At 68.2% G+C, this 24,764-nt stretch carries 14 protein-coding genes, 1 tRNA gene and 1 pseudogene; 6 read left to right on the top strand and 10 right to left on the bottom strand.

The window, feature by feature from the left end:
* Positions 1-640 precede the first annotated feature (640 nt).
* The 6 genes from Drose_RS01590 to Drose_RS01565 all read right to left on the bottom strand — a co-directional run bounded on the left by Drose_RS01590 (position 641) and on the right by Drose_RS01565 (position 6,758).
* Positions 641-1,627, bottom strand: coding sequence for a hypothetical protein (locus tag Drose_RS01590; protein ID WP_260726390.1), 987 nt, complete (start codon positions 1,625-1,627; stop codon positions 641-643).
* 163 nt (positions 1,628-1,790) lie between these two features.
* Complete coding sequence (locus Drose_RS01585; protein WP_260726389.1) at positions 1,791-2,972, bottom strand: XRE family transcriptional regulator; 1,182 nt, start codon at positions 2,970-2,972, stop codon at positions 1,791-1,793.
* Positions 2,959-3,774 (bottom strand): hypothetical protein, encoded by an 816-nt coding sequence (locus tag Drose_RS01580; protein ID WP_260726388.1) that lies wholly within the window; start codon positions 3,772-3,774, stop codon positions 2,959-2,961. Before Drose_RS01580 ends, Drose_RS01585 begins: the two co-directional genes overlap by 14 nt.
* Positions 3,775-3,933: 159 nt before the next feature.
* Entirely contained in the window at positions 3,934-4,782 is an 849-nt protein-coding gene (locus Drose_RS01575; protein WP_260726387.1) for a DUF3883 domain-containing protein, read from the bottom strand.
* A 10-nt stretch (positions 4,783-4,792) separates the two neighbouring features.
* On the bottom strand, positions 4,793-5,398 hold the full coding sequence (locus Drose_RS01570) for a DUF6308 family protein (RefSeq protein WP_260726386.1): 606 nt from the start codon (positions 5,396-5,398) through the stop codon (positions 4,793-4,795).
* 166 nt (positions 5,399-5,564) lie between these two features.
* On the bottom strand, positions 5,565-6,758 hold the full coding sequence (locus Drose_RS01565) for a hypothetical protein (protein ID WP_260726385.1): 1,194 nt from the start codon (positions 6,756-6,758) through the stop codon (positions 5,565-5,567).
* A 355-nt stretch (positions 6,759-7,113) separates the two neighbouring features.
* On the opposite strand from Drose_RS01565, the gene Drose_RS01560 reads away from it, so the two are divergent.
* From Drose_RS01560 to Drose_RS38955, 5 genes are all read left to right on the top strand, one after another.
* A complete protein-coding gene (locus Drose_RS01560; RefSeq protein WP_260726384.1) occupies positions 7,114-9,159 on the top strand; it encodes a hypothetical protein in 2,046 nt (681 codons plus the stop codon).
* On the top strand, positions 9,160-10,173 hold the full coding sequence (locus tag Drose_RS01555) for a hypothetical protein (RefSeq protein WP_260726383.1): 1,014 nt from the start codon (positions 9,160-9,162) through the stop codon (positions 10,171-10,173).
* Complete coding sequence (locus Drose_RS01550; protein WP_260726382.1) at positions 10,130-15,511, top strand: DEAD/DEAH box helicase; 5,382 nt, start codon at positions 10,130-10,132, stop codon at positions 15,509-15,511. The genes Drose_RS01555 and Drose_RS01550 overlap by 44 nt, the downstream gene beginning before the upstream one ends.
* A gap of 146 nt (positions 15,512-15,657) precedes the next feature.
* Positions 15,658-16,755, top strand: a complete 1,098-nt coding sequence (locus tag Drose_RS01545; RefSeq protein WP_260726381.1) for a DNA cytosine methyltransferase — start codon at positions 15,658-15,660, stop codon at positions 16,753-16,755.
* The gene (locus Drose_RS38955) at positions 16,733-17,161 is read left to right on the top strand and encodes a very short patch repair endonuclease (RefSeq protein ID WP_390891304.1); all 429 of its coding nucleotides are present in this window, start codon (positions 16,733-16,735) and stop codon (positions 17,159-17,161) included. Before Drose_RS01545 ends, Drose_RS38955 begins: the two co-directional genes overlap by 23 nt.
* A 183-nt stretch (positions 17,162-17,344) precedes the next feature.
* Here the strand turns inward: Drose_RS38955 and Drose_RS01540 are convergent, their stop codons facing one another.
* Both Drose_RS01540 and Drose_RS01535 read right to left on the bottom strand, forming a co-directional pair.
* Positions 17,345-19,048, bottom strand: a complete 1,704-nt coding sequence (locus Drose_RS01540) for an IS1634 family transposase (protein ID WP_260726380.1) — start codon at positions 19,046-19,048, stop codon at positions 17,345-17,347.
* Between the two features lie 328 nt (positions 19,049-19,376).
* Positions 19,377-19,449: transfer RNA gene (locus Drose_RS01535), tRNA-Thr, on the bottom strand.
* 251 nt (positions 19,450-19,700) lie between these two features.
* Here Drose_RS01535 and Drose_RS01530 point away from each other — a divergent pair.
* A complete protein-coding gene (locus tag Drose_RS01530; RefSeq protein ID WP_260726379.1) occupies positions 19,701-20,792 on the top strand; it encodes an ABC transporter ATP-binding protein in 1,092 nt (363 codons plus the stop codon).
* 231 nt (positions 20,793-21,023) lie between these two features.
* On the opposite strand, the pseudogene Drose_RS01525 reads toward Drose_RS01530, so the two are convergent.
* Both Drose_RS01525 and Drose_RS01520 read right to left on the bottom strand, forming a co-directional pair.
* Positions 21,024-21,761 (bottom strand): annotated as a pseudogene (locus Drose_RS01525) (class I SAM-dependent methyltransferase); the annotation flags it as partial.
* Positions 21,762-21,848: 87 nt separating this feature from the next.
* Positions 21,849-24,626, bottom strand: coding sequence for an Hsp70 family protein (locus Drose_RS01520; RefSeq protein ID WP_260726378.1), 2,778 nt, complete (start codon positions 24,624-24,626; stop codon positions 21,849-21,851).
* Positions 24,627-24,764: the final 138 nt, after the last annotated feature.

Here is a 24,764-nt window from a genome sequence, read left to right as displayed (position 1 = left end):
GTCACCGATTCTGCCGAGGTAAAGGTCACCGGATGAGTGCCGATGTTGGCGGGAAACGCGTCGCCGGGCTGCGGCTACATGCCAGGCTCCGCCGAGCCGCCACATGCGCGGAGCTGCCGCGGGCGCGGCAATAGGCTGCCGTCCCGGGGCCGGCTCCGGGCGCAGCCTCGACGAGCAGCTCGCGGCCCGGGCGGGTGACTATGGCGGCCGACACCAGGGGTCGCTGTAGTCACCCGCGCTAACCCAGGGTTCGGTCTGCCATCGTCCGCGGGCCGGCCGCGTTCGCCGCAGAGATCCTGATCGTTCCCGCGGAGTCTCTCATGAGGATAATCCGGAGGTCGGGCGGTAGTCTGTGCACGCGTCGGGGCACAGGGCGTCGGGCCCGGAACGGCGTCGCCGCACCATAACGACACGCCGGCCTGCTTATGGTGCAGTCGGGCTGTTGTGCTGCTCGATTGGGTACAGCGCACCGCACGCCGCGCTACTCAGCAAGTACCGACACGAGCGTGCGAAGCCGGGTCGGAGGTCGTGAAGGCTCCGGCCGTGCGCGTGCCCGCCCGGCACTGTTCGGTTCGCGTCGCGTCGGTGTCAGGAGGTGCGGCCGTACTGGTGGGGTCCTCGGGCGGTCTGTTGTCAGCGGTTACGCAAGCTTGCTGACGCAGCCGAGGAGGAATCGGTTGACTGCGGCGCGGGCCGGCATGTCCTCCATCGTGAGCACACATGGGGTTCGGCTGATCTGTCGATGCATGACGTCGTCGGCCTGATCGCGGAAGTGGACGAGTCGCTTCATGTATCTGCCGTCTGTCTTGCCCCACGGATGGTTGTTGGCGACAGGCGCGAACGTCGTCTCGCCGAACAGTGGCGGGATATGGTCCATCACGGCGCGCAACAGCGCGTGGGCCGCGTAGGCGTTACCGGCTCGGTAGTTGTCGTCCAGTTCGCGCAGCAGGGCTAGAAGCTTCGTGCAGTCCCAGCGGGCGCCGTCGGACTGCCTGACGAGGTCGAAGACCCGCTCGTCGACATAGCTGCCGTGCTCTGCGGGTGACTGCGGGGAAGCCGCGCCCGGCAGGTCCGCGGCCGGCGTAGCAACGGTCACGGGCTCCAGCCAGGCCGTCGTCGCGGCAATGAAGTCGTCGGTGCTCCTCACGCGCCGGAAGTACCGCACGTCGCGACCGACGTTCACGGACCAGTCTTGGTCGTCGGTCGAGCGCCAGCTTCCCACCGAGCCCCACCGTTCGTCGCGAAGGAGCACGGACAGTCGACGCAGTCGAACGGCGTCACGTGCAGGTATCCGCAACGCCTTGGCGAGCATTGCTCGCGTGACCTTGACTGAGGTCTTACCGGGCTCGGGGTAGTGTCTCGCCTCGTGCTGCGCCATCCATCGCAGGGCATGGAAGAACAAGTCCAGGTCCTCCCGGCCGCCCTCACAACAGGCGATGCCAGCAACCGTAAGCCGCATCCGGTCATGTCCACGCGGTGGGACCCCGCGCGGGCCGTCCGTTGCCATCAGGTCGGGCGGAATCTGAGCCGCCACCTGTGCAACATCGACCTTCGCTGCCCGCAGAAGCTGTCGGTCCACTCGGTCGAACTCCGGCCATACGCCATCTCGGCGGAAGCTGTCGTACACAGCCCTGGAGGACCAGCTGCGAGTCCTTCGCGGACGTCCGTGTGGGTGCCACTTTGCTCTTCCTACTATTGGTCGGTGCTGAGCATCAGGGCAGTGGTGCCCCTGATGACCTGTACCGTTTGGTGGGGGGAGTTGGTAGCTCTGCCGTGACGAGCCAGCCGTCTCAGACGAGACGTAGCATCGGACGATGATCACTCGTGCCCAGCAGCTCACGCACCCGCGGAAGCGGCCACGCTAGCTGCTCGGCCAGTGTGGGCATCGTCAAACCTTGCTCCGCAGCGACGGCGAACGCTCGGGCGAGGAGTGTCGGCTGCTCGCCGGTGAACCCTGCGATTGGCTGCGGCGCGAACGCACCGTCGTTGCGCAGCTGCCTCAGGCGCTGGTATGCCCGTGCTGCGGTCGAGTCGGAGAACAGTCCGACCTCTCGGCAGCGGTATAGCAGGCTGTTGATCGACACACCCCAGATTGACTGCAGCTCGGCGAGGATCGTGAAGTTCAGCCGGCCCGGCAGGTCCGGCAGGATGCTTGCCTGTGGCGTGAGGAACTCCGCGGCGAAGGCGTCTGCTTCGCGTTCCTGGGCGGTGTCGCCCGGGATGGTGTCGCCGTGCAGCACGAGATGCCCGAGCTCGTGCGCGACCGTGAACCGGTGCCAGTACACATCATCGGCACGGTCTCTGGTGACCACCATGGTCGGGCGTGGTAGCCGGGAGGTCGAGAAGGCATCGACGGTGGCGGCGTCCCCGTCGGCAAGGGGCGCCAAGGCGATGATGATTCCGCGCATCTCCAAGGTTCGGACCAGGTGGGGTATTGGTCCGGTGCCGAGCTGCCAGTGTTGGCGCAGCGCTCGCGCGGCGTCTGCTGGTGCCGCCGGCAGCTCCACGCCTGGCTCGACCTCCCCGCCCGCGAAGCCGGGCACGTCGACCTGAGGTAGCCGCACCCACTGTTCCAGTGCATGGGTCAGCTCCCACAGTTGCTCGACGAACGCTACTGCTTTCGCTCGCTGGTAGGCCTTGGATGAGCGCAGGTGTCGGAAGTGCGCGGCGGATGTGTCGAGCTTGGCGTGTGGTCGGCCGGCGGCGAAGAACTGCACGGGGACGTTCAGGAACGCCGCGAGCGGCTCGACCAGCTCGGCTCGTGGTTTCGTGCCGGCCTCGTACTGGCCGACCGCGGCCGGGGTGACACCGATGGCCTCGGCGACCTGGCGCTTCGTCCTGCCGGCCAGATGCCGGGCCTGGGTCAACCGGGAGGGGTCGAAGACGCGCGCCACTGATGCAGCCGTTGGCAGCTGCCTGTTGTCGGCGGCGTCATGAGTGAAGGCGAGGTGCAGGTGCTCAGCGTCGGTCATCGTTGGTTCGCGGCGGAGTGCCGCCCTCTTGCTCGCCGGTCGGGCGGGTGAGGCGTTCCTGGGCGGTCCGCGGGTTCACGATCGGCTCTGGCAGTGGGGCGTCGTCGAAGCGTGTGCCGGCCGCTGTCGGGCGTAGCGGCCCGGCGGCGAGGAGCGGACGTCCGAACTCTGCCTCGGAGGGCGTTGTTGGCAGCGGTAGCCACTCGATGTGCTGCCACTGCACGTCACCACTGTCGTGCAGCGCCGCTTCGGCGAAGCCGACACGCAGAAGCCCGGCCTGCTCGTTCGCCGCGAACACGACCAGCACAATCGCGTCCGGCTCTGCATCTCCGAGAAGACGCGGTTCTGACGGTTCGACGACGCTTGCAGGCAGCGGGAACAGCCCATCCGACAAAGTCGGCTGCTCGGTCTCGAGCTGCGGCCCGAACTGGCCCAGAAGCTCGCGGCACGTTTTGCTCAGCTTGCTGGCGACGCGGGGATCCGTCACATTCGTGGCCAGGTTGTCGGCATAGCGGAACGGCACCAGCAGACAGCCGTTGACCAGCACCATGTGGACCGCCGACCCGCGTGGACGTACGACTTCGACGCCTTCCTGCCTGCCCAGTTGCCGAACCAGCTCCTCGTATTGAACAGGCCATGCACCACCGTACGCATGTCTGGTTCGCAGACCCGAGGCCTCATGTGCGTCGATCTGCCGGGCGACTGCAGCGGCGATCGCCTGCGGTGCCAGCTGCGTCACCACGTCGGCGTACCGCCCAAACTTGGCGGCCGCCCACTGGGACAGACCAGCGACCGACTCCATCACACCTCCGCATGGGTGCGGATCTTTATCTACTGCCGGCAATCTACCATCAGCACTTTAGTTTTACGCAAGAGGCCATCACAGCGCGGCGGCCAACGTTCAAGCCGACTCGTCTCGGGCGGCCGCACTTGCTCGTAGGACTTCCCGGGCGCCGTGCTGTCAACGACCGAAGTCAGGCTGGTGCCGGTACTGCAGCGGCTCGAGGGTCTCGTCGGTGGGCACCCAGTGCTCGTCGACCCAGACCTGGCCGCCGGTGGCCTCCCAGGTGCCGTCAACTCGCAGGGTCAGCTCGATGTCATGAACGACAGCGAGCGCTGTGCGGACGCCTCCCTGGCGCGCCGACAACACCTCGCCGGCCGTGACGATGACCGGCCCGCGTCCGCCAAGCGTGCCTTTGACCTCCACCCGGAGCTTCGGTGCATGGGCGGGTCCGACCTCGTAGTCGTATGGGCAGGTCGCCGACGTGTCACGAATGCTGCGACTGCCGTACCCTTGGTCAACCAGCCACTCCCGGACTTTACGCATCGCGGCGAGCTCGACCTTCCGTCGCAGCTGCGGATCAGGTAGCCGACCCTGCCCGTCTCCGGCATTGCCACCACCGACCTGCACAGCGTCGGTGACGCCCCAGCCGTTTCGCCCGATGTGGTGCTCCGCCGTACGCGGCTGCATGATCTTCCGGACCGGCCGGTAGGCCCAGGCCAGAAGCCAGCCAGCCGGAGCAGCGTTGACGGTGTAGTCCTGGTTCATGAAAACGGCCTTCGGAACCCCGAGCGGCCGTATCAGGCGCCAGGCTTCGTCATGGGTCTCGTACCGGCCCTTGATGACGTCAACGACCTCGACCTGCCAGGTCAGTTTGCCCGCGTTCGGGCCGCCCGCGCTGACGAGAACCACCTGGGTGCCGACCTCGAGGTCATGGAACGGCGGCTGTCTGCGCTGCCACATGTTCCATTCGACCTCGTAGTCGCGCTCCTCCTGTGTTCCGTTGTTCCAGGGCTGGTGCTTGAGCAAGATCGGCATGCTACTGCCTCGCCTTCGTCCACAGTGCCACGTCGAGTACGCGCAGCGGTGGGTCGGGGGCGGCCAGGTCGTTGAGCAGTCCTCGTACCTCCTCGTCGCGCATGAGGCTCTGGTAGATCTTCCAGTCCGTCCGGTACCAGTAGGGTTGTTCGATGCCTAGGAACCGCCGGACCTTCTTGTCACGCACTGGCAGCAGCCAGGGGCGTTTCCGAGCCATGAGCTTCGCCGGTGCTACCCATGGCTCCGACTGCCTGGCTGTCGAGTCAACGAACAGCCGTTTCACTGTCTCGTAGCATCGGTCCACTGCGTCGAGCGTCGTGTCGTCAGTGTCCTCGAGGCGGACGTTCGTCGGCACGGCCTGCAGCTCGATAGCAAGCTGACGGTCACCGAGGACGCGGCGTGCCGCACGGGGGCCGATGTCGGCATTGGGCAACGCCACTGCGAACAGGTCGGCGGCCGTCACACGCGCCGGGTCGTTCGGTTCGATGGACAGGAACGACCCCCCGGCGTAATTGCCGCCGTGGTGGTAGTACCAGGCGATCCGACCGGTTACGTCTCCCGTCAACGCGTCCAGCGCTGCGGACCGGGCGCGGGCGAAAGGATCCATGCCCGCACGGTAGCCGACGAGCGCGCGGCTTTCCGGACGCGCCGTGCATGGCCGACGCGATCCATGAATGTCATGGGGTTGGGCTCGCGGCACGCCCAGATGCGACCGTGGCAGCCGACAGGTGTGGGGGACGTCGCCGGTTGTCAGCCCTTGTGGTGGTGTGATGTCAGCCCAGGGACTCGGTCGCGCCCAGGACGCCGGTTGACCATCCGTCCGTGATGCGCTGCACGGGTGCCAGCCGGTCGTCGTAGCGGGGATGACGCGTGAGCAGGCTGGTCGAGCGGTACACGAAGCGCCACTGGCCAGTGGGCGCGAACAAGCAGGCCGCGACGATGTCGAACTGGTCATGGCGGTACAGCCGGCCCGCAGGGTCGTTCTGGGTGGCGCGGGTCTTCTGCACCTCCACCTTCATGTCGCCGTTCCTGTACACGGTGGGAGACGCGTTCTTGCATTCGACGCGAACTGTTCGGCCGTCTTGGAGCACGACGTCGAAGTCATGTTGGCCGTCCTTGTCCAGCGGCGTGTATGCGGCGACGTTGGGGTCGGCTTCGAGGGCTCGCCCAAGATGGTGCTCCGCGACGCCGCCTCGGACTGCGACGGCCAGACGGGACCGGTTGCTGATGACCTCCATGATCTCGGCGGCTGTCATCTCGAATTGCTCTTCCAGGTCGTGGACCGTGGCGACGGTGCGCGCCGTCGTGCTGTCCGGGGTGGTTGCGGCCTGCGCGGTGGCGAACCGCAGCGCCGAGTCGAGGCCGAGGTCCGACGCCTTGCGTTCGAGACGTACGAAGTCCAGCAGGCGGTCCGGTTTGAACAGCACGACGGTCTCGAGGCCCTGCGGGGCCCGCGGGGTGGGACGCTGCGAGCCACTGACGTTGTCGCGTTCGAATACGTGCCATCCGCTCGGTCGCTGGGTGGCGTCGACGTGCGCCTGCTTGAACTCGACTGAGATGCCCATAGGAAGCGGGTCGTACAGGTTGGCGTCCAAGCCCACGAAGAGGTCGGCTTCCAGGTGGATGCCGAGTACCAGCGTGGTGTCCACCAGACCGACGTCCCTGCCGAGCGGATGGACCTGCTTCCAGCTCTTGTCCTCGCCGAGGCGGATCTGCAGGCGATGTTCGTCCTGTGGCCGGTTCTTGATCTTGTTGTGTGTTGCCCTGAAGGGGTAGACCATGACACCGATCCGCTCTCCACCGGGTGTCTCCACTCCGAGGAAGACGGGCGCGCGGTTGGGTGCGCTGGCGTACAGCAGGCGTCCGCCGGACCGTTCGACCGCGTCGGTCAGGTACCTGTGCAGGTCGTCCTTTTTGAGTGTTCTGTAAACCCTTGCGTAGGAGCGTCCTGCGACGGTGTCCGCCATAAGCGGATTCTGCCAAGGACACCGTCGGGTCCAGCGCAGGGGTTGGCGGCAAGCTCACGGCCCACCAGGTGCTGCTCCCTGGACCTGGTCGTGCCAGGCCGTGTCGGGTGCCCGCCACGTGCTCGAGGCGCGTGCCGGCGGGACGTACGGCGTCGTCCGCAGACGAGTCGGGCGGAGGCCGTCAACTCGGCCCTATCGAGCGTGAGGCCGGTCTTCGAAGGCCCGTTGTGCTCGTTGTAAATGTCTGAAGTTCGTATGTCGTTCCAGGTCTAGCCGCGGGAGGATGGAGCGCCGAGATTGTTGCATGGGTTTGTGCCCGGCTTCCGAGCCGTTGCGTCGTGGTGGGAGGTGGTCTGTGGACTACGAGAGCTGGAACGAGGCGATCGTGGCCCACTTCTTCGCCCCGAGCATGGCGCAGACGCCGGTGTATCTCTCGGTTGACGATGACACGCTTCGGGTCATAGCTGAGGAGCAGGGCTGGTCAGCAGCAACGGCTGTGGACGACTTTCAGGCGGCAGTGCGGTCGGTTGTGCACGGTCCACGGCCATTTGTGAACCCGTTGCAGGATGCGGTTCGCTGGCGTAGCAGGGGATCGAGGGGGACACCGCCGTTTGCGGCGGTGCTTGGCGCAACGGTGCTTGCTGCTAGCCGCATGGGGCCGCGGGAGGGTGGCGGCCGCGGTGCTTACTCGTACTACTGGCCGCTGCGCCAGGTGCTGGACCTGAGTGGTGCGGGCACCGTTCCTAGCTACGGCGACGTGGTGCCGATGCTGTGGGAGTACCTCCAGGAGTGGCTGGAGGCAGCTGGAGGCGCGTTCGGGCTGCCAACGGCGCGGACCCGTCCCAACATGGAGAACATCGGGTGGTCACTGTCGCAGGCTGTGCTGCGAGGAGCGGACCGGGGACGGCTGGCGGTGTTCTTCCGGGCGATCGGCGCCCATCCGCATGAGGACATCGACGGCATGGAGCTGTTGCTGCGGCTTCGGGAGTGGTGCAAGACAGCTGGCCGTGGCGGCCGGCTCGCGGAGGTGGCCGCCAATGCTGAGGCGGAATGGCTGCTGGCGGACATGCTGCATGCCGAGCTGCTTCGATTCGACGGTACCGCCCGGGATGAGCGCGGACGGCTGTGCCTGCGCGTCGCGCTGACGTCGCAGGCCGGTGGTGAGCCGTTCGGCCTCGCGGTACAGGTGCCGCCAGGGGCCGCTCTGCCGGATGTCTCGGCGTGGGGCTGGCAGCCGCAGGCAGGGCAGTGGAACTGGCTTCCGGCGTCATGGCTACTCGGACCCGGGCTGGACGTTGACCGTGTTGTTGGTCCGCTGCGGCTGCTGCTGCCCAGCCGGGACTGCTACCTGTTCCGGATCAACGACTTCCTCGGTGCTTGGGCCAGCGTCGACGACGCGGAGGCAGGCGTGGAGCACCGCATACTGGTGCGGACCCACCTGGCCGACGAGGTTCCGGCTGCTGCTGCAGCGACCGACGGGGAGGCTGTGCTGGCGCGGCGGGCCGTGGTTCCACAAGGCTGGGTGGCTTTCGCCCGGTTCGTGCCCCAACGCAGTGCGTCACTTCCGCCGCCGTTGGCGGTGCTCTCGCCAAGGGCCGGACGTCTAGCGACGTTGCAGGGCGGCCTCCGAGTCCACGCACACGAGCCCGTCTATCTCACCGATGGCCCACCCGACGTGGTCGTACCTGCCGGCGGAGACGCCAAGGTGACCGTGGCCGGCGAAGAGCACCTGGTCGACCCAACAATCGAGGTGGCGCTCCAGTTGTCCGGCCTGGAGCTCCCTGCGGCGGCGCACGAGATTACAGTCGGACCGCGGAAGATGACCATCAGGCTGGTCGACCGGCTGCGGGAGACCGCGCCACGGCCCATGATGGGACACGCGGTGCACGTCACCGCGACAGGACATGGATGGCTTGACCCACTCCCTGTCGACCTACGCGAGGCTGCCAGCTGCCCGGCGCGGTGGTGGAGCGGCGCAGCGGCGATGAGCATCCACGATCTGGGCGAGACGGACCCGGTGCAGCGGGCCCTGCTGCGGGTCGGTGGCGAAGTGCATGTCCTGGGCAGCTCGGCGAGACGTGAGTGTGCCCGTATCTATCCGGCCGCGCCCCGCTGGCTCGAAGACCTTGGCCTCCCGCCCTCGGACGTGGACCTCGAACCAGCACTGGTCGGTGTGCCGTTCCCGGTCGAGTGGGTCGTCACGGTGCTGGCCCGGTCTCGCCGGGTGCAATGGGTCGGCGGCGCGCGCCCAGCACCTGGCCCCGCTCCGACCCGCGCACCGGACGTACTCACCAGGGTGCGCTGGCGCCAGCTGGTGACCGATGAGCAGCGGCCAGCCACCTTCCCCGCCGGGCCTGACGAGGAAGCTCGCTGGCGTGCGTACGTGGATGGTGGACTGTAGGTGTTCGACAAGCTGTTGCTGTGGTGCTCGGAGCGTGGCGAAGGTTCCATGCGCGCGTTCCGGGAGACGTATGAGTGGCTTGCAGGCCGGGCGGCCAGCGCTCAGCTGTCGTGGGCGGTCGCGTTGACCAACCTCCAGCACCTGGGACATGTCGAGGTCGACTGGGAGCAGCAGCACTGGGCTGTCGCACCGCCCACCTTGACGACGATGTCCAACAGTGGCGGCCTGGCCCTGCTGGTCGGTGCGCAGCCCCGGTACCTGTTGCAACGGCTGGACAGTCTCGAGTGCGATCCTGACGCGCGGGTCGTGGCGCTCTCGGCCAGTGTGCTGTTCCATCCGCGCGTCCCGCAGCCGAACGGGCCGTCCGCGCGCTATGTAGCTGTCGAGGACGAAGCCGCCGCACAGTGCCTGTGCGAGCTGCTCGGCATCCACCATGGCGCCTGGGCGGCCGACCGGCTCGTTGCGATGCTGCCGTCCCTGCCGCAGATGCTTCGGGCCCGTCCAAGCCTGCGCGGCCCGGCCGGCATCGAGCCTCGACGGCTGGTCGTCTCGGAGACGTCCGGACAGCTCGAGTGGCGCCCATGCACTGACGATTCACGCAGCGGCGCATATGAGTACCAGCGCTACGGCGTGCCCAGGTACGTCTACCGGGTCGGTGGTGTCGGTTTTGTCGCTGACAAGCGGACCGTGGTCTACGCGGAGCTTGCCCGGATCCGGCGGCAGGTGCTGCACTTCAACCCGGGTCGACGGGAGCTGCTCGTGCCCGCCCGCCACCAGCTGCCGTTACCGCAGGGCCGGTGCGCAGTGTTGAAGAGTGGCCTGCTGCCGGTGCCCGTCGAGGTAGCCTCAACGGCGGGCTGGCGCGGGCTGGCACGCTACGTCCGCTATGCCAACATCGACGAGCCGTTCGCCCGCGCGGTGGCTGCGTCGCTCGAACAGCCGCTCCAGCTCATGCCACAGGGAGACTCAAGTGTCCGGTTTGTCGCCGCTGGCCGTCCAAGGGCAGCTCGATAGCTTCTTCAGCCGGTACTACAGCACCGCGTACTCCGTGCGCGACGTGTCGGTCGCCGAGGAGCTGTGGCAGCTGCTGCACGAGCCGGCCACCATGCTGCAGGAGCCGTACCTCGAGATGCTGCCCGCATGGGCGAAGGACGGCGCCGATGTGGCCCAGCTGTGCGCCGAGGTGGGCGTCGCAGACCTTGCCGGACTGCTGCAGGCGGGGCTGCTGGCCGGTGTCCAGCAGCCCTGGACGCACCAGGCGCAGGCGCTGCGCTCCAGCATGGCAGGCCACGACGTGGTCGTTACGTCCGGGACGGGCTCGGGCAAGACCGAGTCGTTCCTGCTTCCCGTCCTGGCGCGGCTGGCGAAAGAATCACAGCGATGGTCGGGCGGCCGGCAGACGGCTGGACAGCCCTGGTGGCAGACCGGCGCCAACTATGTACCGCAGCGGCAAGCGTCCGCGACACGACCTGCCGCCGTGCGTGCGCTCGTGCTGTACCCGATGAACGCGCTGGTCGAGGACCAGCTGATGCGACTTCGGCGCAGCCTGGACTCGCCGGCAGCCCGTTCCTGGTTCGACAGCCACCGCTCCGGCCAACCGTTCTACTTCGGCAGGTACACCGGGCGGACGCCTGTCTCCGGCGTGCGCAACGCGCACAACACGACGAAGCTGCGCGAGCACCTGGTGGCGATCGAGAACCGGTACCGTGCCCTCGAGGCACAGATCGCCAGCGACCCGGGCCGCACCCCGAAGGACAACAGGTACTACCTGCAACGCCCAGCCGGCGCCGAGATGGTTACCCGCTGGGACATGCAGGACGCACCGCCAGACGTCCTCATCACCAACTACAGCATGCTCAACATCATGCTCATGCGCAGCGACGAGGCACCGATCTTCGACGCGACCCGCGCCTGGATCGCCGCGTCACCGGACCATGTGCTGACCGTCGTCGTCGACGAGCTGCACATGTACCGCGGCACGCAGGGCACCGAGGTGAGCTACCTGCTGCGTAAGTTCCTCGACCGTGTCGGCCTGTCCGGGGACAGCCCGCAGCTGTCGGTCGTCGCCACTTCTGCATCCCTCGACGCCACCCGCGCCGACGACATGCGGTTTCTGTCCAGTTTCTTCGCCCGCCCAGCCGACCGGTTCGTCGTCCTGCCCGGTCAGCAGGTCAACCATGCCGGACCGGCCAACCTTGCTGGCTGGGCCGACCGTGTGGACGCCGGCCAGCTGCCGCCGCTCGACGAGGTCCGCTCGGCCCTGCAGGCAGCGTTCGTCGACGCACAAGGCGCCACCCGAGCCCGAGCCACCGCAGACGTGGCCGAGGCGGTCTTCTCCAGCACGGCGGACGGCGACAGCCAAGCGAAGCGCTCGGCTCTCGACGCCCTCATCGGCCGTCTCGACGGGATGCCGGAAGCCGACATCCGGCTACGCTCCCACATGTTCTTCCGCAACATCACCGGCATCTGGGCGTGCGCGAACCGAAACTGCGACCAGGTCCCCCCAGGCCTGCCGTCACCAGGCGTACGACGTCTGGTCGGCCGGCTGTTCTCCCGGCCGCAGTACCGCTGCGACTGCGGCGGACAGGTCCTCGAGCTGCTCTACTGCGACACCTGCGGAGAGCTGTACCTCGGCGGCTACAACAGCGAGCCTGTCGGCGCCCAGCCCAGCCGCTACCTCGTGTCGACGGTGACCAACCTGGAACGCATCCCTGACCGGGCCTCCACGGAGCGGACCGCCGCGAACTACTCGGTGTTCCTGCCCACCGACGGGTCCCGCACCGACCTCAACCTCGCCCAACGGACCCGACAAGGCGGCCGGCCTGGTGACCGGTCACGGCCGACCTACACACTGGGGTTCGCCGCGGCTCACCTCAACCCGTTCAGCGGAGAGCTGCGAGCGTCAGCTGAGCCCAACGGCTACGCCTACGTCGTGGCAGCCAACCCAGACCAGGCCAAGGCCTCGTTGCCCGCCTTGCCGACCGTCTGCCCCGCATGCGACGAAGACCGCGAGATGTTCCGCAACACCAGGCGTCTCGAGGACCCGTCACGCTCCCGGTCTCCGATCCGAACCATGGGTACCGGTTTCGAGAAGACCAATCAGGTCCTGGCCGACGCGCTGCGCCGACGGCTAAACAGCAAGCTCGTGGTGTTCAGCGACAGCCGTCAAGAGTCAGCACGGATCTCAGCAGGGCTGGAACGCGCTCACTACCAGGACCTCGTGCGCCAGCTCGTCGTGAGCGCCCTGGCCCAGCCCGACGCCGTAACGCTCGCCCTCCAGGCGTTCCAGCCACAGGTAGACCCAGCAGCAAAGCAGGCCCTGCAACAGCTGCCTCCCGACGTCATGATGGCCGTGATCAGCGTCGCCCACGGCAATGCCACCCCGGCCGACCAAGCGCTCGTCGAGGCCGAACAGCGGCGTCGCCGCAGCCGGACCATCGTCGAGCTCGCGAACACCTGTGCCGCCAGCCTGCTTGCGCTGGGCGTCAACCCGGCCGGACCAGCGATCTCCGCATACGGCCGAGACGGCCGCGCCTGGACCAAGCTCTACGACTGGAACCAGACCCCAGCCACCAGACAGCCCACGAACTCCCTCGCCCCCGAACTCCAGGGCCTCCAGGCAAAAATCGATGAGATGCTGATGCGGGAGGTCCAGCAGGCCTGCTTCGCCGGCGGAGGACGCGACCTGGAGTCTCTCGGCCTCGGCATGGTCGAACACCACCTGGCCACTACCGGCACGGCCGGACTCTCCGAGGACGCCTTCCGTCAGGCATGCCTGTCTACCGTCCGGCTGCTCGGCCTGCGCAGACAGTTTCCCGAACAGCGCCGACCACCCTCCGACCAGCTCCACTCTGCGGCCCGAAAGTACCTCCGCGCCGTCGCAGCCCGACACTCCGTCAACGAGCAGGAGCTAATAACCAACGTAACGGCCGCGCTGCGCGTCGCCACCGACGGCCATCGGCTCAGCAGCAGCGAGGTCCGGATCCTGCCCGGCGGCACCCACCAGTGGACGTGCCCACGTTGCCGCCGCCGGCACCTGCACGCCTCAGCCGGGACCTGCGTGCTGTGCTACGCCAAGCTCGACGCCGAAGGCGAACCGCTGCAGCCCGACCAGGACTACTACACACATCTCGCCACCACCGCCGGCGCGCCGTTCCGGCTGCACTGCGAGGAACTCACCGGCCAGACCGACAAGCTCGAGGCACAGTCACGCCAGGCACGCTTCCAGGAAGTGTTCCTCAACGACGAGATCCGCCTGGTCGACGAGATCGACCTGCTCAGCGTCACCACCACCATGGAGGCCGGCGTCGACATCGGCCCGCTCAACGCCGTGGTCATGGCCAACATGCCACCCCAACGGTTCAACTACCAGCAGCGCGTCGGCCGTGCCGGCCGACGCGGCCAGCACCTGTCGGTCGCGCTGACGCTGTGCCGCGGCACCCGCTCACACGACGACCACTACTTTCAGCACCCCGACCGGATCACCGGCGACCCCCCGCCCGCGCCGTACGTCGACATGAACAGCGCGGACATCATCCGACGGTCACTCGCCGCCGAAGTCCTGCGTCAAGCATTCGCCAGCGCCACCTCGACACTCGGCTGGCAGGTCGGACGGAACGTCCACGGCGAGTTCGGGCTCGCGGCCGACTGGCCGCTGGTGAAGGACCAGGTCAGCGACTGGGTGCGTGACAACCGTGAGGAGATCCGGCGCATCGGCCAGGTGCTGATCGACGAAAGGCACCCCTTGCTGCCACAGCGCGAAGCCATGACCGAATGGGCAACCAGCCAACTAGTGTCAAACGTTGACCAGGTGGCCGGCCAGCCGATCGGCGCCGACGCCCTGGCACAGCGGCTGGCAGAGGCAGGCATCTTGCCAATGTTCGGGTTCCCGACCCGCTCCCGCGACCTCTACACCGAGCGGCCGGCAGGTAGCGACCCTACCGGCCTGATTAACAGGGACATCGACATCGCCGTCTCCGAGTTCGCGCCCGGCGCCGAAATCGTCAAGGACAAGGCGCTGCACACCGCTGTCGGCCTCGTCGCCTACGAACAGCGCGGTCCACGATGGCAGCCCGTCCCCCCGATCGGGGAACGACGCCAGATCGGCCTTTGCGACGACTGCCTGGCACTGACCCTCGACGACGCCCAACAAACCCAGTGCCCGCAATGTGGCGCCCGAGCCGACCAAGGTCTCTTCCGCACCGTCGACGCATGCCAGCCCCTCGGGTTCCGCACGTCCTACACCCCGCAGGACTACGACGGCACCTTCGAGTACGCACCCCGCGCCGGGTCCGCTCGACTGTCCGTCGACCACGGCACGCACCTCGAGACGACCGAACACCTCAACATGCGCCTGCGCAGCGCCAAAGCCCGCACCGTCCGCGTCAACGAAGGCCGCGGCGACGGCTACCGCTTCGGCGAGTTCAACAGCTACGACGGCCTGCTCGACCTCGACCTGATCGCTGACCCTGACCGCGCCCGCGACCTCGGGCTGACCAGCCTTGCCACCGCTACGCCCAGCGCGACGCACCAGCTCACGCTCGCCGCAGTCAAGCTCACTGACGCCGTGCTCATCGGCCTCGCCGAGGAAGACCACGGCTTGGACCTCGACCCACGACGCCTTGCGGCCAGGGCCGCGTGGATTTCAGTCGGCACGCTGCTGCGCCGAGCTGCCGCCAGCCTGCTCGACGTGGAGTCCCGAGAACTCGTCGTCGGCATCCACCCTCGCGGCGACGGAAGCCACGTAAGAGCCGACGTCTTCCTCGCCGACGCTCTCGAGAACGGTGCCGGCTACGCGACCTGGCTCGGCCAGCACCCTCACGACCTGCTCAGCGAAGCCGTACGGCATAGCGACGACCTTCGCAGCCACACCGAACCCGTCACCGACGGCCGACGGCCACGCCCGTGCGACTCGTCCTGCTACGACTGCCTCCGAGACCATGCCAACAGCCCGTATCATCCCATGCTCGACTGGCGCCTCGCCCTCAACGTGCTCGACCTCATACAGGGCAAACCCGCTGACCTCTCGGAGGACGCCGAACGCGCAACAACCCTGGTACATCGCTTCGCCGAAAGCTTCCCCGGCTGGCAGGCCGACATCGTCTGCGACATGCCAGCACTCCGCGACCAGTACGACGAACAAGTCGTCCTGGTAAGTCACCCACTCGAAGGAGAACGTAACCCGTCGACCCGGCTCCGCCGAGCCTTTGACCAGCTGCGACGCGACGGCTACCAGCCGCTCGGCGACGCCGCCGTTGCCCCACCCCGCATGTTCACCGTCGTGTCCAGCTACGAGCTGCTCCGCCGACAGGGCCACATCTACTCCAAGCTCAGCAGCCTGGCCGGGCTGTGACCCACAGAGCTTCACCGGCATACTCCGGTGGAACCGGCAAGATCAGCAAGAAAAACCACGCCGAACGGCGGGCTGCGGCGGTGACCTCGTCATAGGCGCGGCATGGGTCACTTGCTGTTCACCGCAAGTCTGGCATGATCGGCGGCATGGCTATGCATGGCGTGGCGATATCGTTGTTCGCTGGCGCGGGCGGCCTGGACGAGGGCGCGGAGCAAGCGGGCTACCAGGTACGGGCCGCGGTGGAGTGGGACCGCGACGCTGCCGCCACCATGGAGAAGAACTTCGACCACCTCCACTCACCCGTGATCAACCGGAGCATCGTCGAGGTAACCACCGAAGAGATCCTCACCGCCGCTGGCCTCGCCGCAAGCGAGCGACCCGACCTCCTCATCGGCGGCCCTCCATGCACACCGTTCTCCAAGTCGGGCTTCTGGCTCGAATGGAAACGACAAGGACTGGACCCCACCGCCTCCCTGCTGCAGGAGTACACACGTGTCCTGCGCGAGGCCCAGCCAGACCGGTTCGTCCTCGAGAACGTCTACGCCTTGACCTATAACAACACCGCCAGCCGACCCGCATACGAACGACTCCTGCGCGAGATCGACGAAGCCGGCTATGACGCCGTACCGAAGGTACTCAACGCCGCCGACTACGGGGTCCCACAGTCCCGGCCTCGGCTGTTCATCCTCGGCGTGCGCCGCAAGTCCAAACTCCCTCTACCCGAGCATCCTGCGGCAACGCACGGTGGCCAGTGGGAGCGACGCGCCACCGGCGTCGTCGCGAGACCCCACGTCACCGCTGGAGAAGCGCTCCTCGGCGTGATCTCCGAACCAGAACCAAGCGAGCAGGTCGGCGGCAAGTACGGCCACCTACTGCCCGACATTCCACCGGGCGACAACTATCTCTTCTACACCGAACAGCGCGGCCACCCGAACCCTCAGTTCCGCTGGCGCAGCAAGTACTGGTCCTTCCTGCTGAAACTGTCGCCCGACCGCCCGTCACCGACGGTCCAAGCCCAGCCAGGTCCATACATCGGCCCCTTCCACTGGGAGAACCGCCGCCTCCGAGTCAATGAACTCAAGCGCCTGTTCACCTTCCGAGACAACTTCGAGTTCGTCGGCAGCCGGTCGTCCGTGCAAGCCCAGATCGGCAACTGCGTACCACCACGGCTCGCCCGCCAAGTCGTCGCAGCGTTCCACCCCGACGATCCACGGAACGACGATGCACCAGTGGCAGAGCACTGACCAGGGCCGCCACCTCCGCGGCAGGAGAAAGACCAACACAGAACCGGAACTGCTCCTCCGCAAAGCCCTGCACGCCGCAGGAGCCAGGTTCCGCCTCCACCGTCAGCTCACGCCCGGCTGCACACCAGATCTGGTCCTGCCCAAACACAAGATCGCGGTCTTCGTCGACGGCGACTACTGGCATTCCTGCCCGGTGCACGGCCGCAGGACACCAATAGCCGGACCGAACGCCGCCCTCTGGGCAGAAAAGTTCGAACGGAACCGGAATCGGGACCGCCGCAGCACCCAACTTGCGGAGCAGGCCGGCTGGACCGTGGTCCGCCTCTGGGAATGCTCAATCCGGAAGAACCCAGGAGCCGCCGCTGCGGCCGTCCTATCAGGCCGAGCATTGCCGCCAGCAACCTAGAGCTTCCGCGTTCGCAAAGGCGCCGCACGGAGAGAACCTAACTCGTTCGGCGCTCCTCCTTTAGTTTCGCCCGGGTTCCACAGATGAGTAGCAGTCCTAGTCCGCGAAAACAGGCGTTGAACTGGGGAAACACTGCTTGGCCCAGTGACGGGGCGTGTCACTAGGCGGTGGTGTTCGTGCTGGTCAGCCGCGTGTGGCTAGGTCCAGGATTTTCTTGGGCGCCTCGATGTCGAGCGCGGTGAGGAGGTCACGTTGGGTCTTGGTCAGCGTGGTGGTCTGTCGGAAGGTGCCGGCGGGTCCGGTGTAGGTGATCGCCTGGAGGCGTTGCAGCTCGTCGCGGACGGTGGGCCAGGTCCGGCCGGTGGTGGTCTCGATGATGCGGATGTGCAGCAGGGCCAGCCAGCACAGGATCACGTGGGCGCGGATACGGTCTTCTTTGCGGTGGTAGACCGGCCGCAGGTCGATGACCTGCTTCATAGTGCGCCAGCCACGTTCGACCTCGAGCAACTGCTTGTAGCCCAGCGCGATGTCCTCAGTGGACAGTGTGGGGTCGGAGGTGCGCAGCAGGTACTTGCCGTCGAGGTTCGCCTCGGTCTTGATGGCAGCGGCGTCGACGCGCAGCAGTCCGCCGGGGGTGCGGCGCAGGTAGCGCTTCAGATGCGGCTTGGTGGAGATCACCCCAGCGAGCTCGTCGCGTCGGCTGCGGGGCAGGGTGTCGGTGCCGTCGATCAGCTCGGTCAACGCGGCGACATGCCGGGCCCGGGTAGCGGCGTCGCGTTCGGCCTCGGCCGGGTTGTAGCAGACGACGAACCGGTCATCGGCCAGGTCGGGGGCGAGGCGCACCTCCTTGACCTGCAGGTTGTCCCGGACGGTCTGGTAGCGGCCCTGCCGGGACAGGGCGGCGTCGGCGGCCGGGGTGCCGCCACGCAGTTTCTCGCCAAGGATGTAGTGCCCACCGCCCTGCTGCAGGAAGCGGCGGTTGGCCGCGGAGGCGAACCCGCGGTCGGCGACCCACACCACCCGGGCCAGGCTCCACGCGCGCATGTCCGCCTTGACCTGGCGGATCAGGGCGGAGTCTGCGGTGTTGCCCGGCCAGCACCAGCAGCGCACCGGGATCCCGTCGCGGGTCACGGCCATGCCCACGATCACCTGGGGCAGGTCGTCGCGGTGGTCCTTGGACTTGCCGAAGCTGCGGAACCCGGCCTCGCTGACCGGCTCGGCGTCGTCACCGACGCGGTGGCCGTGCTCGTCGCGGCCAACCGGGTCGTCGGCCTCGTCGGTCTCGAAGTAGGTGGAGGTGGTATCGAAGAACAGCAGGTCCACCTCGAGGTTGAGCAGGTGCGCGGTGGCGTGGAAGACCTCCTCGGCCAGGGCTGGCTCGACCTCAAGCAGCCAGTCCATCGCCCGGTAGCAGGCCTCGTCGACGACCGTGTCGAGCCCGTCGATGTGCACGTCGTGGGCGATCCACGAGGTGGCGGCCAGCTTGCTGGACGGGGCCAGGGCGCGGTTGGCGACCAGCGCGAACAGGATCCGTTCGGCCCGCTCGCCCAGTCGGCGGCCGCTCAGTCGAGCGCGCAGCGCCGCGTCGATGCCCAGCCGTCGCCACAGCGCGTCGAGCACATGCACGCCGCCGAGGGGACGGGCCTCGGTGAACTCCAGCCCGCCCGGCGCGGTCGCCGACGCGGCCGCCGCCGGGTCCAGCAGCCGCGACAGCGCTGCGACCAGGCGCTGGATGCCGGCGCGGTCGAGGTCGTCTTCCCGGCCGAAGGAGTACAGCACCTTCGTGCGCGACCGCTGCACCGCGGGATCCCACTCGTTGTGCGCCAACTGCAGGTAGCGCACGCTGCGACCGTCGCTGGTCTTCCGTGTCGAGGTCCGCACATACACGGCCGAGGACCTTACACGTGGCTATGAGATCGGCCAAAGCGCCAGCTAGACGGCATGAGGTCGCTGATGGCGTGTCACTAGGCGATTCAGCCATTCCGGCACTCAGCCAAGCCGGTGACCTGCAGCTTCACCGCCGCCCGTGCCTAGAACTGCCGCTCAACTGTGGAACGTGGGAACCTCCCGGCCGTACAAACCACGCGCATCTTGGCCACGCGGTAGCGGCCGGGTATGGCCATCCGGGCACAGAATGAGCACAGCCGCACGGTCGCACGGAACCACTTCAATCGACAGCCTACGCATAACGCCAGGTCAGGGGCTTGATTGGGAGAGCCGACGGCGGGACTTGAACCCGCAACCTTCCGATTACAAGTCGGGTGCGCTACCAATTGCGCCACGTCGGCTGGCCAGCAAGCCGACGATGCCGACCTGCCGCACTGATCGTACTTGCCTCCTACCGCCTTCCGCCTCCGACATACCCACCAGGACAGCCGGCCAGAGCCGCCCAAAATCCCCCAAAAAACCATCCTCACCTTGGCAGCCGGCTGCTCAGCCCGTACTGTTGCCACAACTCCGACCAGCGACGACGCTGCCGGGGCAACTTTCTACTCGGATCGTCCGGCACGTTCCTGCCGGTGGAAGGTGGCACTCTGCCATGGCTACGGTCACGTACGCGAAGGCGTCCCGCATCTACCCGGGCACGCCGCGTCCCGCGGTCGACCAGCTCGACCTCCAGATCGGTGACGGCGAGTTCCTCGTCCTCGTCGGCCCCTCGGGTTGCGGCAAGTCGACCTCGCTCCGCATGCTCGCGGGTCTTGAGGACGTCGACAAGGGCGACATCCTGATCAACGACCGCAACGTCACGCACCTGCCTCCGAAGGCTCGTGACATCGCGATGGTGTTCCAGAACTACGCGCTGTACCCGCACATGACGGTGTACGAGAACATGGCGTTCGCCCTGAAGCTGCGCAAGACGCCGAAGCACGAGATCGACCGTCGCGTGAAGGAAGCCGCCGCCATGCTGCAGCTCGAGGACTACCTCGGCCGCAAGCCGAAGGCGCTGTCCGGTGGTCAGCGTCAGCGTGTCGCCATGGGCCGCGCCATCGTGCGGGAGCCGCAAGTCTTCCTCATGGACGAGCCGCTGTCGAACCTCGACGCGAAGCTCCGTGTCCAGACCCGTTCGCAGATCGCGACGCTGCAGGCCAAGCTGGGCATCACCACCGTCTACGTCACCCACGACCAGGTCGAGGCGATGACGATGGGTCACCGCGTGGCGGTGCTCCTCGACGGTGTGCTGCAGCAGGTCGCCAGCCCGCGTGAACTGTATGACCGGCCCGCGAACGTCTTCGTCGCCGGCTTCATGGGCTCCCCGGCCATGAACATCAAGACGGTGCCACTGACCGAGCAGGGTGGCCGCTTCGGCGAGGTCGTGCTGCCGTTGACCCGCGAGCAGATCGCCGCCGCGCAGTCCGACGGCGCCAGCGGCAAGGTCACCGTCGGGTTCCGGCCCGAGGACACCGACCTGGTCGGCCCGAACGACGGCGGCATCCCGATCACGGTCGACCTGGTCGAGGAGCTCGGCTCCGACGCCTACGTCCACGGCACGGTCGCGCTGGACGGCCAGGACGAGCGCTTCGTCGTCCGTGCCGACCCGCGCCGCACGCCGCGCCTGACCGAGATCGTGCACGTCCGCCCGCACGCCGACACGCACCACGCGTTCAACGCCGCCACGGGCCGCCGTATCTGACCGCGAACAGCTAGTAAAGGGGCGGCGCTGAGTGCGTCGCCCCTTTACTGTTCAAGCACCCGGGCCAGCCTGCGCGCCTCGGTCACCGGTCGGCTGCTGCCCGGCCGGGCGGCAACCTCCGCCGGCCCAGGAACGGCGCCGGCAGCGGCCGTCGGCGCGGCGAGCGCCAGCAGATCCGGGGTGCCGGCCGGCGGCGGCGTGGCCGCGAGCAGCGCCGACAGCGCGCCCGGGTCAGGCGATCAGCAGGCGCAGACCAAGCTCTGCCGCATCAAGCTCGACGAGATCGCTGTTACGTTCTGCCCACCGGCCTGATGCGAGGTCGTCACGGAGGCCGCGCACTGCCCTCTGCTCGGCGTCCGGCCCGACTCTGGCCCAGACCGACACCCCGCGCCGGACGTTCTCGTCCAGGTATGCCTCAGGCCGGCGCCAGTAGGCCTCGAAGAAGCCGTCCACGCAGTCCCACGGGATGAGCACCGGCTCCACGCGGGCTCCGATCGCGCCGGCCAACTCGGTCAGCGAAGGCCGGCCGACAACGAGGTCCGCGACTTCGGGAAGGTAGTCCCGAGTAAGCCAGAACCGACAAAGCCATCCGGCGTCACTGGTGTCGTGCGTGAACACCACCACGCGGCGAGCGACGCGCCGCATCTCGTGCAGGCCCGCGATCGGGTCCTGCCAGTGATGGATGGTGGCGAACGCCATCGCCGCGTCGAACGACTGGTCCTCGAACGGAAGGCTCTCCGCGGCGGCAGCCACGCACGGCGCTGCGCCTGCGGAACGCTGCGCGCGCATGAGCGCCGACGGTTCCACCGCGGTGACGTCACGGTCGGCGGGCTCGTAGGAGCCGGTGCCGGCCCCGACGTTCACTACCGTCCGCGCATCGCCGAGCGCGGCCCAGACCTTTGCGGCGATCCGCGGCTCGGTGCGCCGCGTCACGGTGTAGGTGGCGCCGATGGTGTCGTACAACTGCGCACTGGACATGTCGCCGCCTTCCTGACTGTCACCCAAACCCAACGCCGCGCACAGGGGCTTGGCGTCGCCCGTTGGACGTCCAACGCTTCACGACACGAACTGCCAGACCTGGAGCTTGCCCTGCGAGACGCAGCCGATGTGGGTGGCGTTCCACGAGCAGCTCGAACCGATCACGTCCGGCAGCGTGCCCAGGGCGACCCGCTCGCCGGTCGCGGCGGTCACGCCGACCAGGGCCAGGTTCTCGCCGGTCGTGCTCGGGGCCTTGTCGAAGAACAGCAGGCTGCCGTTCGTCACCCGCACGCCGAGCGACTTCTTGTCCTCGTCGCGCAGCAGTTGTTTGCCGTTGTCGTCGAACAGCGCGCTCGCCAGCGTGCCGGAGTTTGCGGTCGCCAGTAGCTGCTTGCCGACCTGGACCAGCAGCTTGGTTCCCTTCGCGTCGGCGCGCCAGAGTTCCTTGCGCTCGGCGAGGGAGATGGCGCGCACGACCGTGTCCGAGCCGTCGGATTCGGCGCCGTCCAGGACGCAGAGCCGGTCCTGCCCACATGGGGTCATGTGGATGATTTCCCGTTTCTCGTCGGCCGCGCTGTAGACCTGGATCGGCTCGGACTCCTTCGCCAGGTCGTACACCTGAATCTTGAATCTGGTGCTTCCACCGGCGACGAACAGTCGGCCGGCGTCGGCGAAGTACCGGGAGGACGAGTCGCCGACGTCGTTCCATGTGCGCAGGACCTTGTTGCCGTTACCGGCGTCGAGCAGCCGGACCTTGCCGTCGCCGTCGACGCTGATGAGGTCCTTGCGTTCCTTGGCGTCACGGTCGGTTGTCGAGCCGCCGAAGTTGCTCGCGCCACGTACGTCGCCGGGGCTGGTCGACACGATGACGGTGGAGCCCTTCGCGTGGTCCTTGCGCTCCCATTTCGGGTCGCCGTTCCAGGCGAACGCCTTGGTGGTCTTGCTCGCGGCCGAGTGCAGCAGCCAGACCTTGCCGAGGACGCTCAGCCAGTCCTGCGAGTTGAACAGTTCCTTGCGCCGCTGTTCACCGTCGGTGTTGAACAGCACGGCGGTCCCACCGGCCGTGTCCCCGGTGCCGGTCACGATGACGCCGCCAGGATTCGCGAGCAGCCGCCACGTGGTGTTCTCGCCGGTGACGGTCTTCGGTCCCCACGCCTTTTTCTTGCCGGGAAGGTCGTAGGCGGCGACGCTGAACGTGCCGTCGGCCGTCCACCCGACGTACGTGCGATCGCCGAGCGTAGCGGTCATGACGTCATCGATCTTGTTCGGGTCGCCGAGGCCGAGCGAGCCGGCGTTGGCGAGGGTCTTGAAGTCGACGACGGTGTCGCGGTCGCGGAAGAAGAAGTAGTACCCGCCGGCGGCGACAAGCGCCAGCACGACCACGGCCGCCGTGACGCCGACGAGCAGCCCGGTCCGCGACTTCCGGGCATGAGCAGGCGGCGCAGGAACGGTCGGCGGCGCGGGAACCGTCTGGCCCGGCGGTATCACCTGCGCCGCGGACATGGGATAGGCCGCGGTCGGCGGCGCCACCGGAGCGCCACCGAACCCGGCCGGCGGCGAGGAAGGCCCAGCCGGCGGCCTGGGCGGCACAGCCGGACCACCGAACCCGGCCGGCGGTGTGGAATGCGCGGCCGTGACACCGCCGAAGCCGGGCGAGACCGGCGCCGGCGCGGCGGGATGCCCCGCTCCAGGATGGCCCGACACCGGCATCGCGCTGCTCGGGCTGATGCTTTCGGTCTGGTACTGCCCGGGCGCCGCCCCGAACCCGGCGCCGCCCACCGGCGCCAACTCTGCGAGGGCTCCCTCGGCGACCGGCAGTTCCGGCTGCTCGAGCACGGTCGGCGCGATCCCGAGGTCGGCGTGCAGCAGCCGCGCCGCGAGCGGCAGCCGCGACGATCCGCCGACCAGGAACAGTCCGGCCAACTGGTCGGCGCGCAGCCCGGCCTGCTGGATGACCGCGCCGGTCTCCCACACGGCCCGCCGGACCAGTGGCTCGATGACCTTGTCGAGCTCTTCGCGGGTCAGGTGGATCGCCTGGTCGCGGCCCGGCACCGTGATCGGCGCGACGGTGGTCCGCGACAGCATCTCCTTCGCACCGCGCACGTCGTCCCAGAACAGCCGCCGGTCGCGCCGCTGCGAGGTGGTGGCCGGGTTCTGCAGCGCTGCCCACGTGTCGGGGGCGGTTTCGCCGATGACCTGGCCGAGGTGCTCGACGAGGGCGGCGTCGACGTCGAGGCCGCCGAGGTCTTCGATGCCGCCGGCGCCGACGACGGAGAACCGGCCGTTGTCGTTGCGGACGACGGCGATGTCGAGGGTGCCGCCGCCGAAGTCGAACACGGCGAGGGCGGAGCCGACGGGCACGGGCCGGCGCAGGACGTCGGCGAAGTACCGCGCGGCGGCCACGGGCTCGGGGACGAGCATGGCCGGCGGCCAGCCGGCCCGCCGGGCGGCGGTGGCGAGGGCGTCCCGGCGGCGGCTGCCCCAGGCGGCCGGATACGTCAGCACAGCGGTCGGCAGGAACCCGACGGCCTCGACCGCGGCCCGGGCGACGGCGGCGAGGATCGCCGCGAGCAGGTCGACGGTGGCGACCTCACGGTCCCCGAGCAGGACGGTCGGCTCGTCGATGCGCCGCTTCGGGTTGGGCTCGAAGCGGGACGGGTCGAGCCCGGCCATGCGCGCGGCGTCCCGGCCGACGTGCAGCCGCCCGTGCTCGTCGACGTAGACACCCGACGGCATGATCGGGGCACCGTCGACGAGGAGGGGCCGGGTCCGTCCGTCGGGCCACCTGAGCACGGCCACGGTATTGGACGTACCCAGGTCGACGCCGATCGCGAAGCCCTGCTGAGGCTCAGTCACGGCCCCATCCTAGAAAGCCGCCGCACCTGCCCGTGGAGCCCAGCCCGAGGTGCGGTATCACGTCACGGCGCGTGAACCCGTGCTCGACGTTGGTGTGCCGGGACTCGCCGATCGTGGGCCGTATCCACCGGCCTGGAT

Origin of the sequence: Dactylosporangium roseum, assembly GCF_025264685.1 — a bacterium.
Classification (GTDB): Bacteria; Actinomycetota; Actinomycetes; order Mycobacteriales; family Micromonosporaceae; genus Dactylosporangium; species Dactylosporangium roseum.
This window is presented reverse-complemented; position numbering and strand designations above follow the sequence as displayed.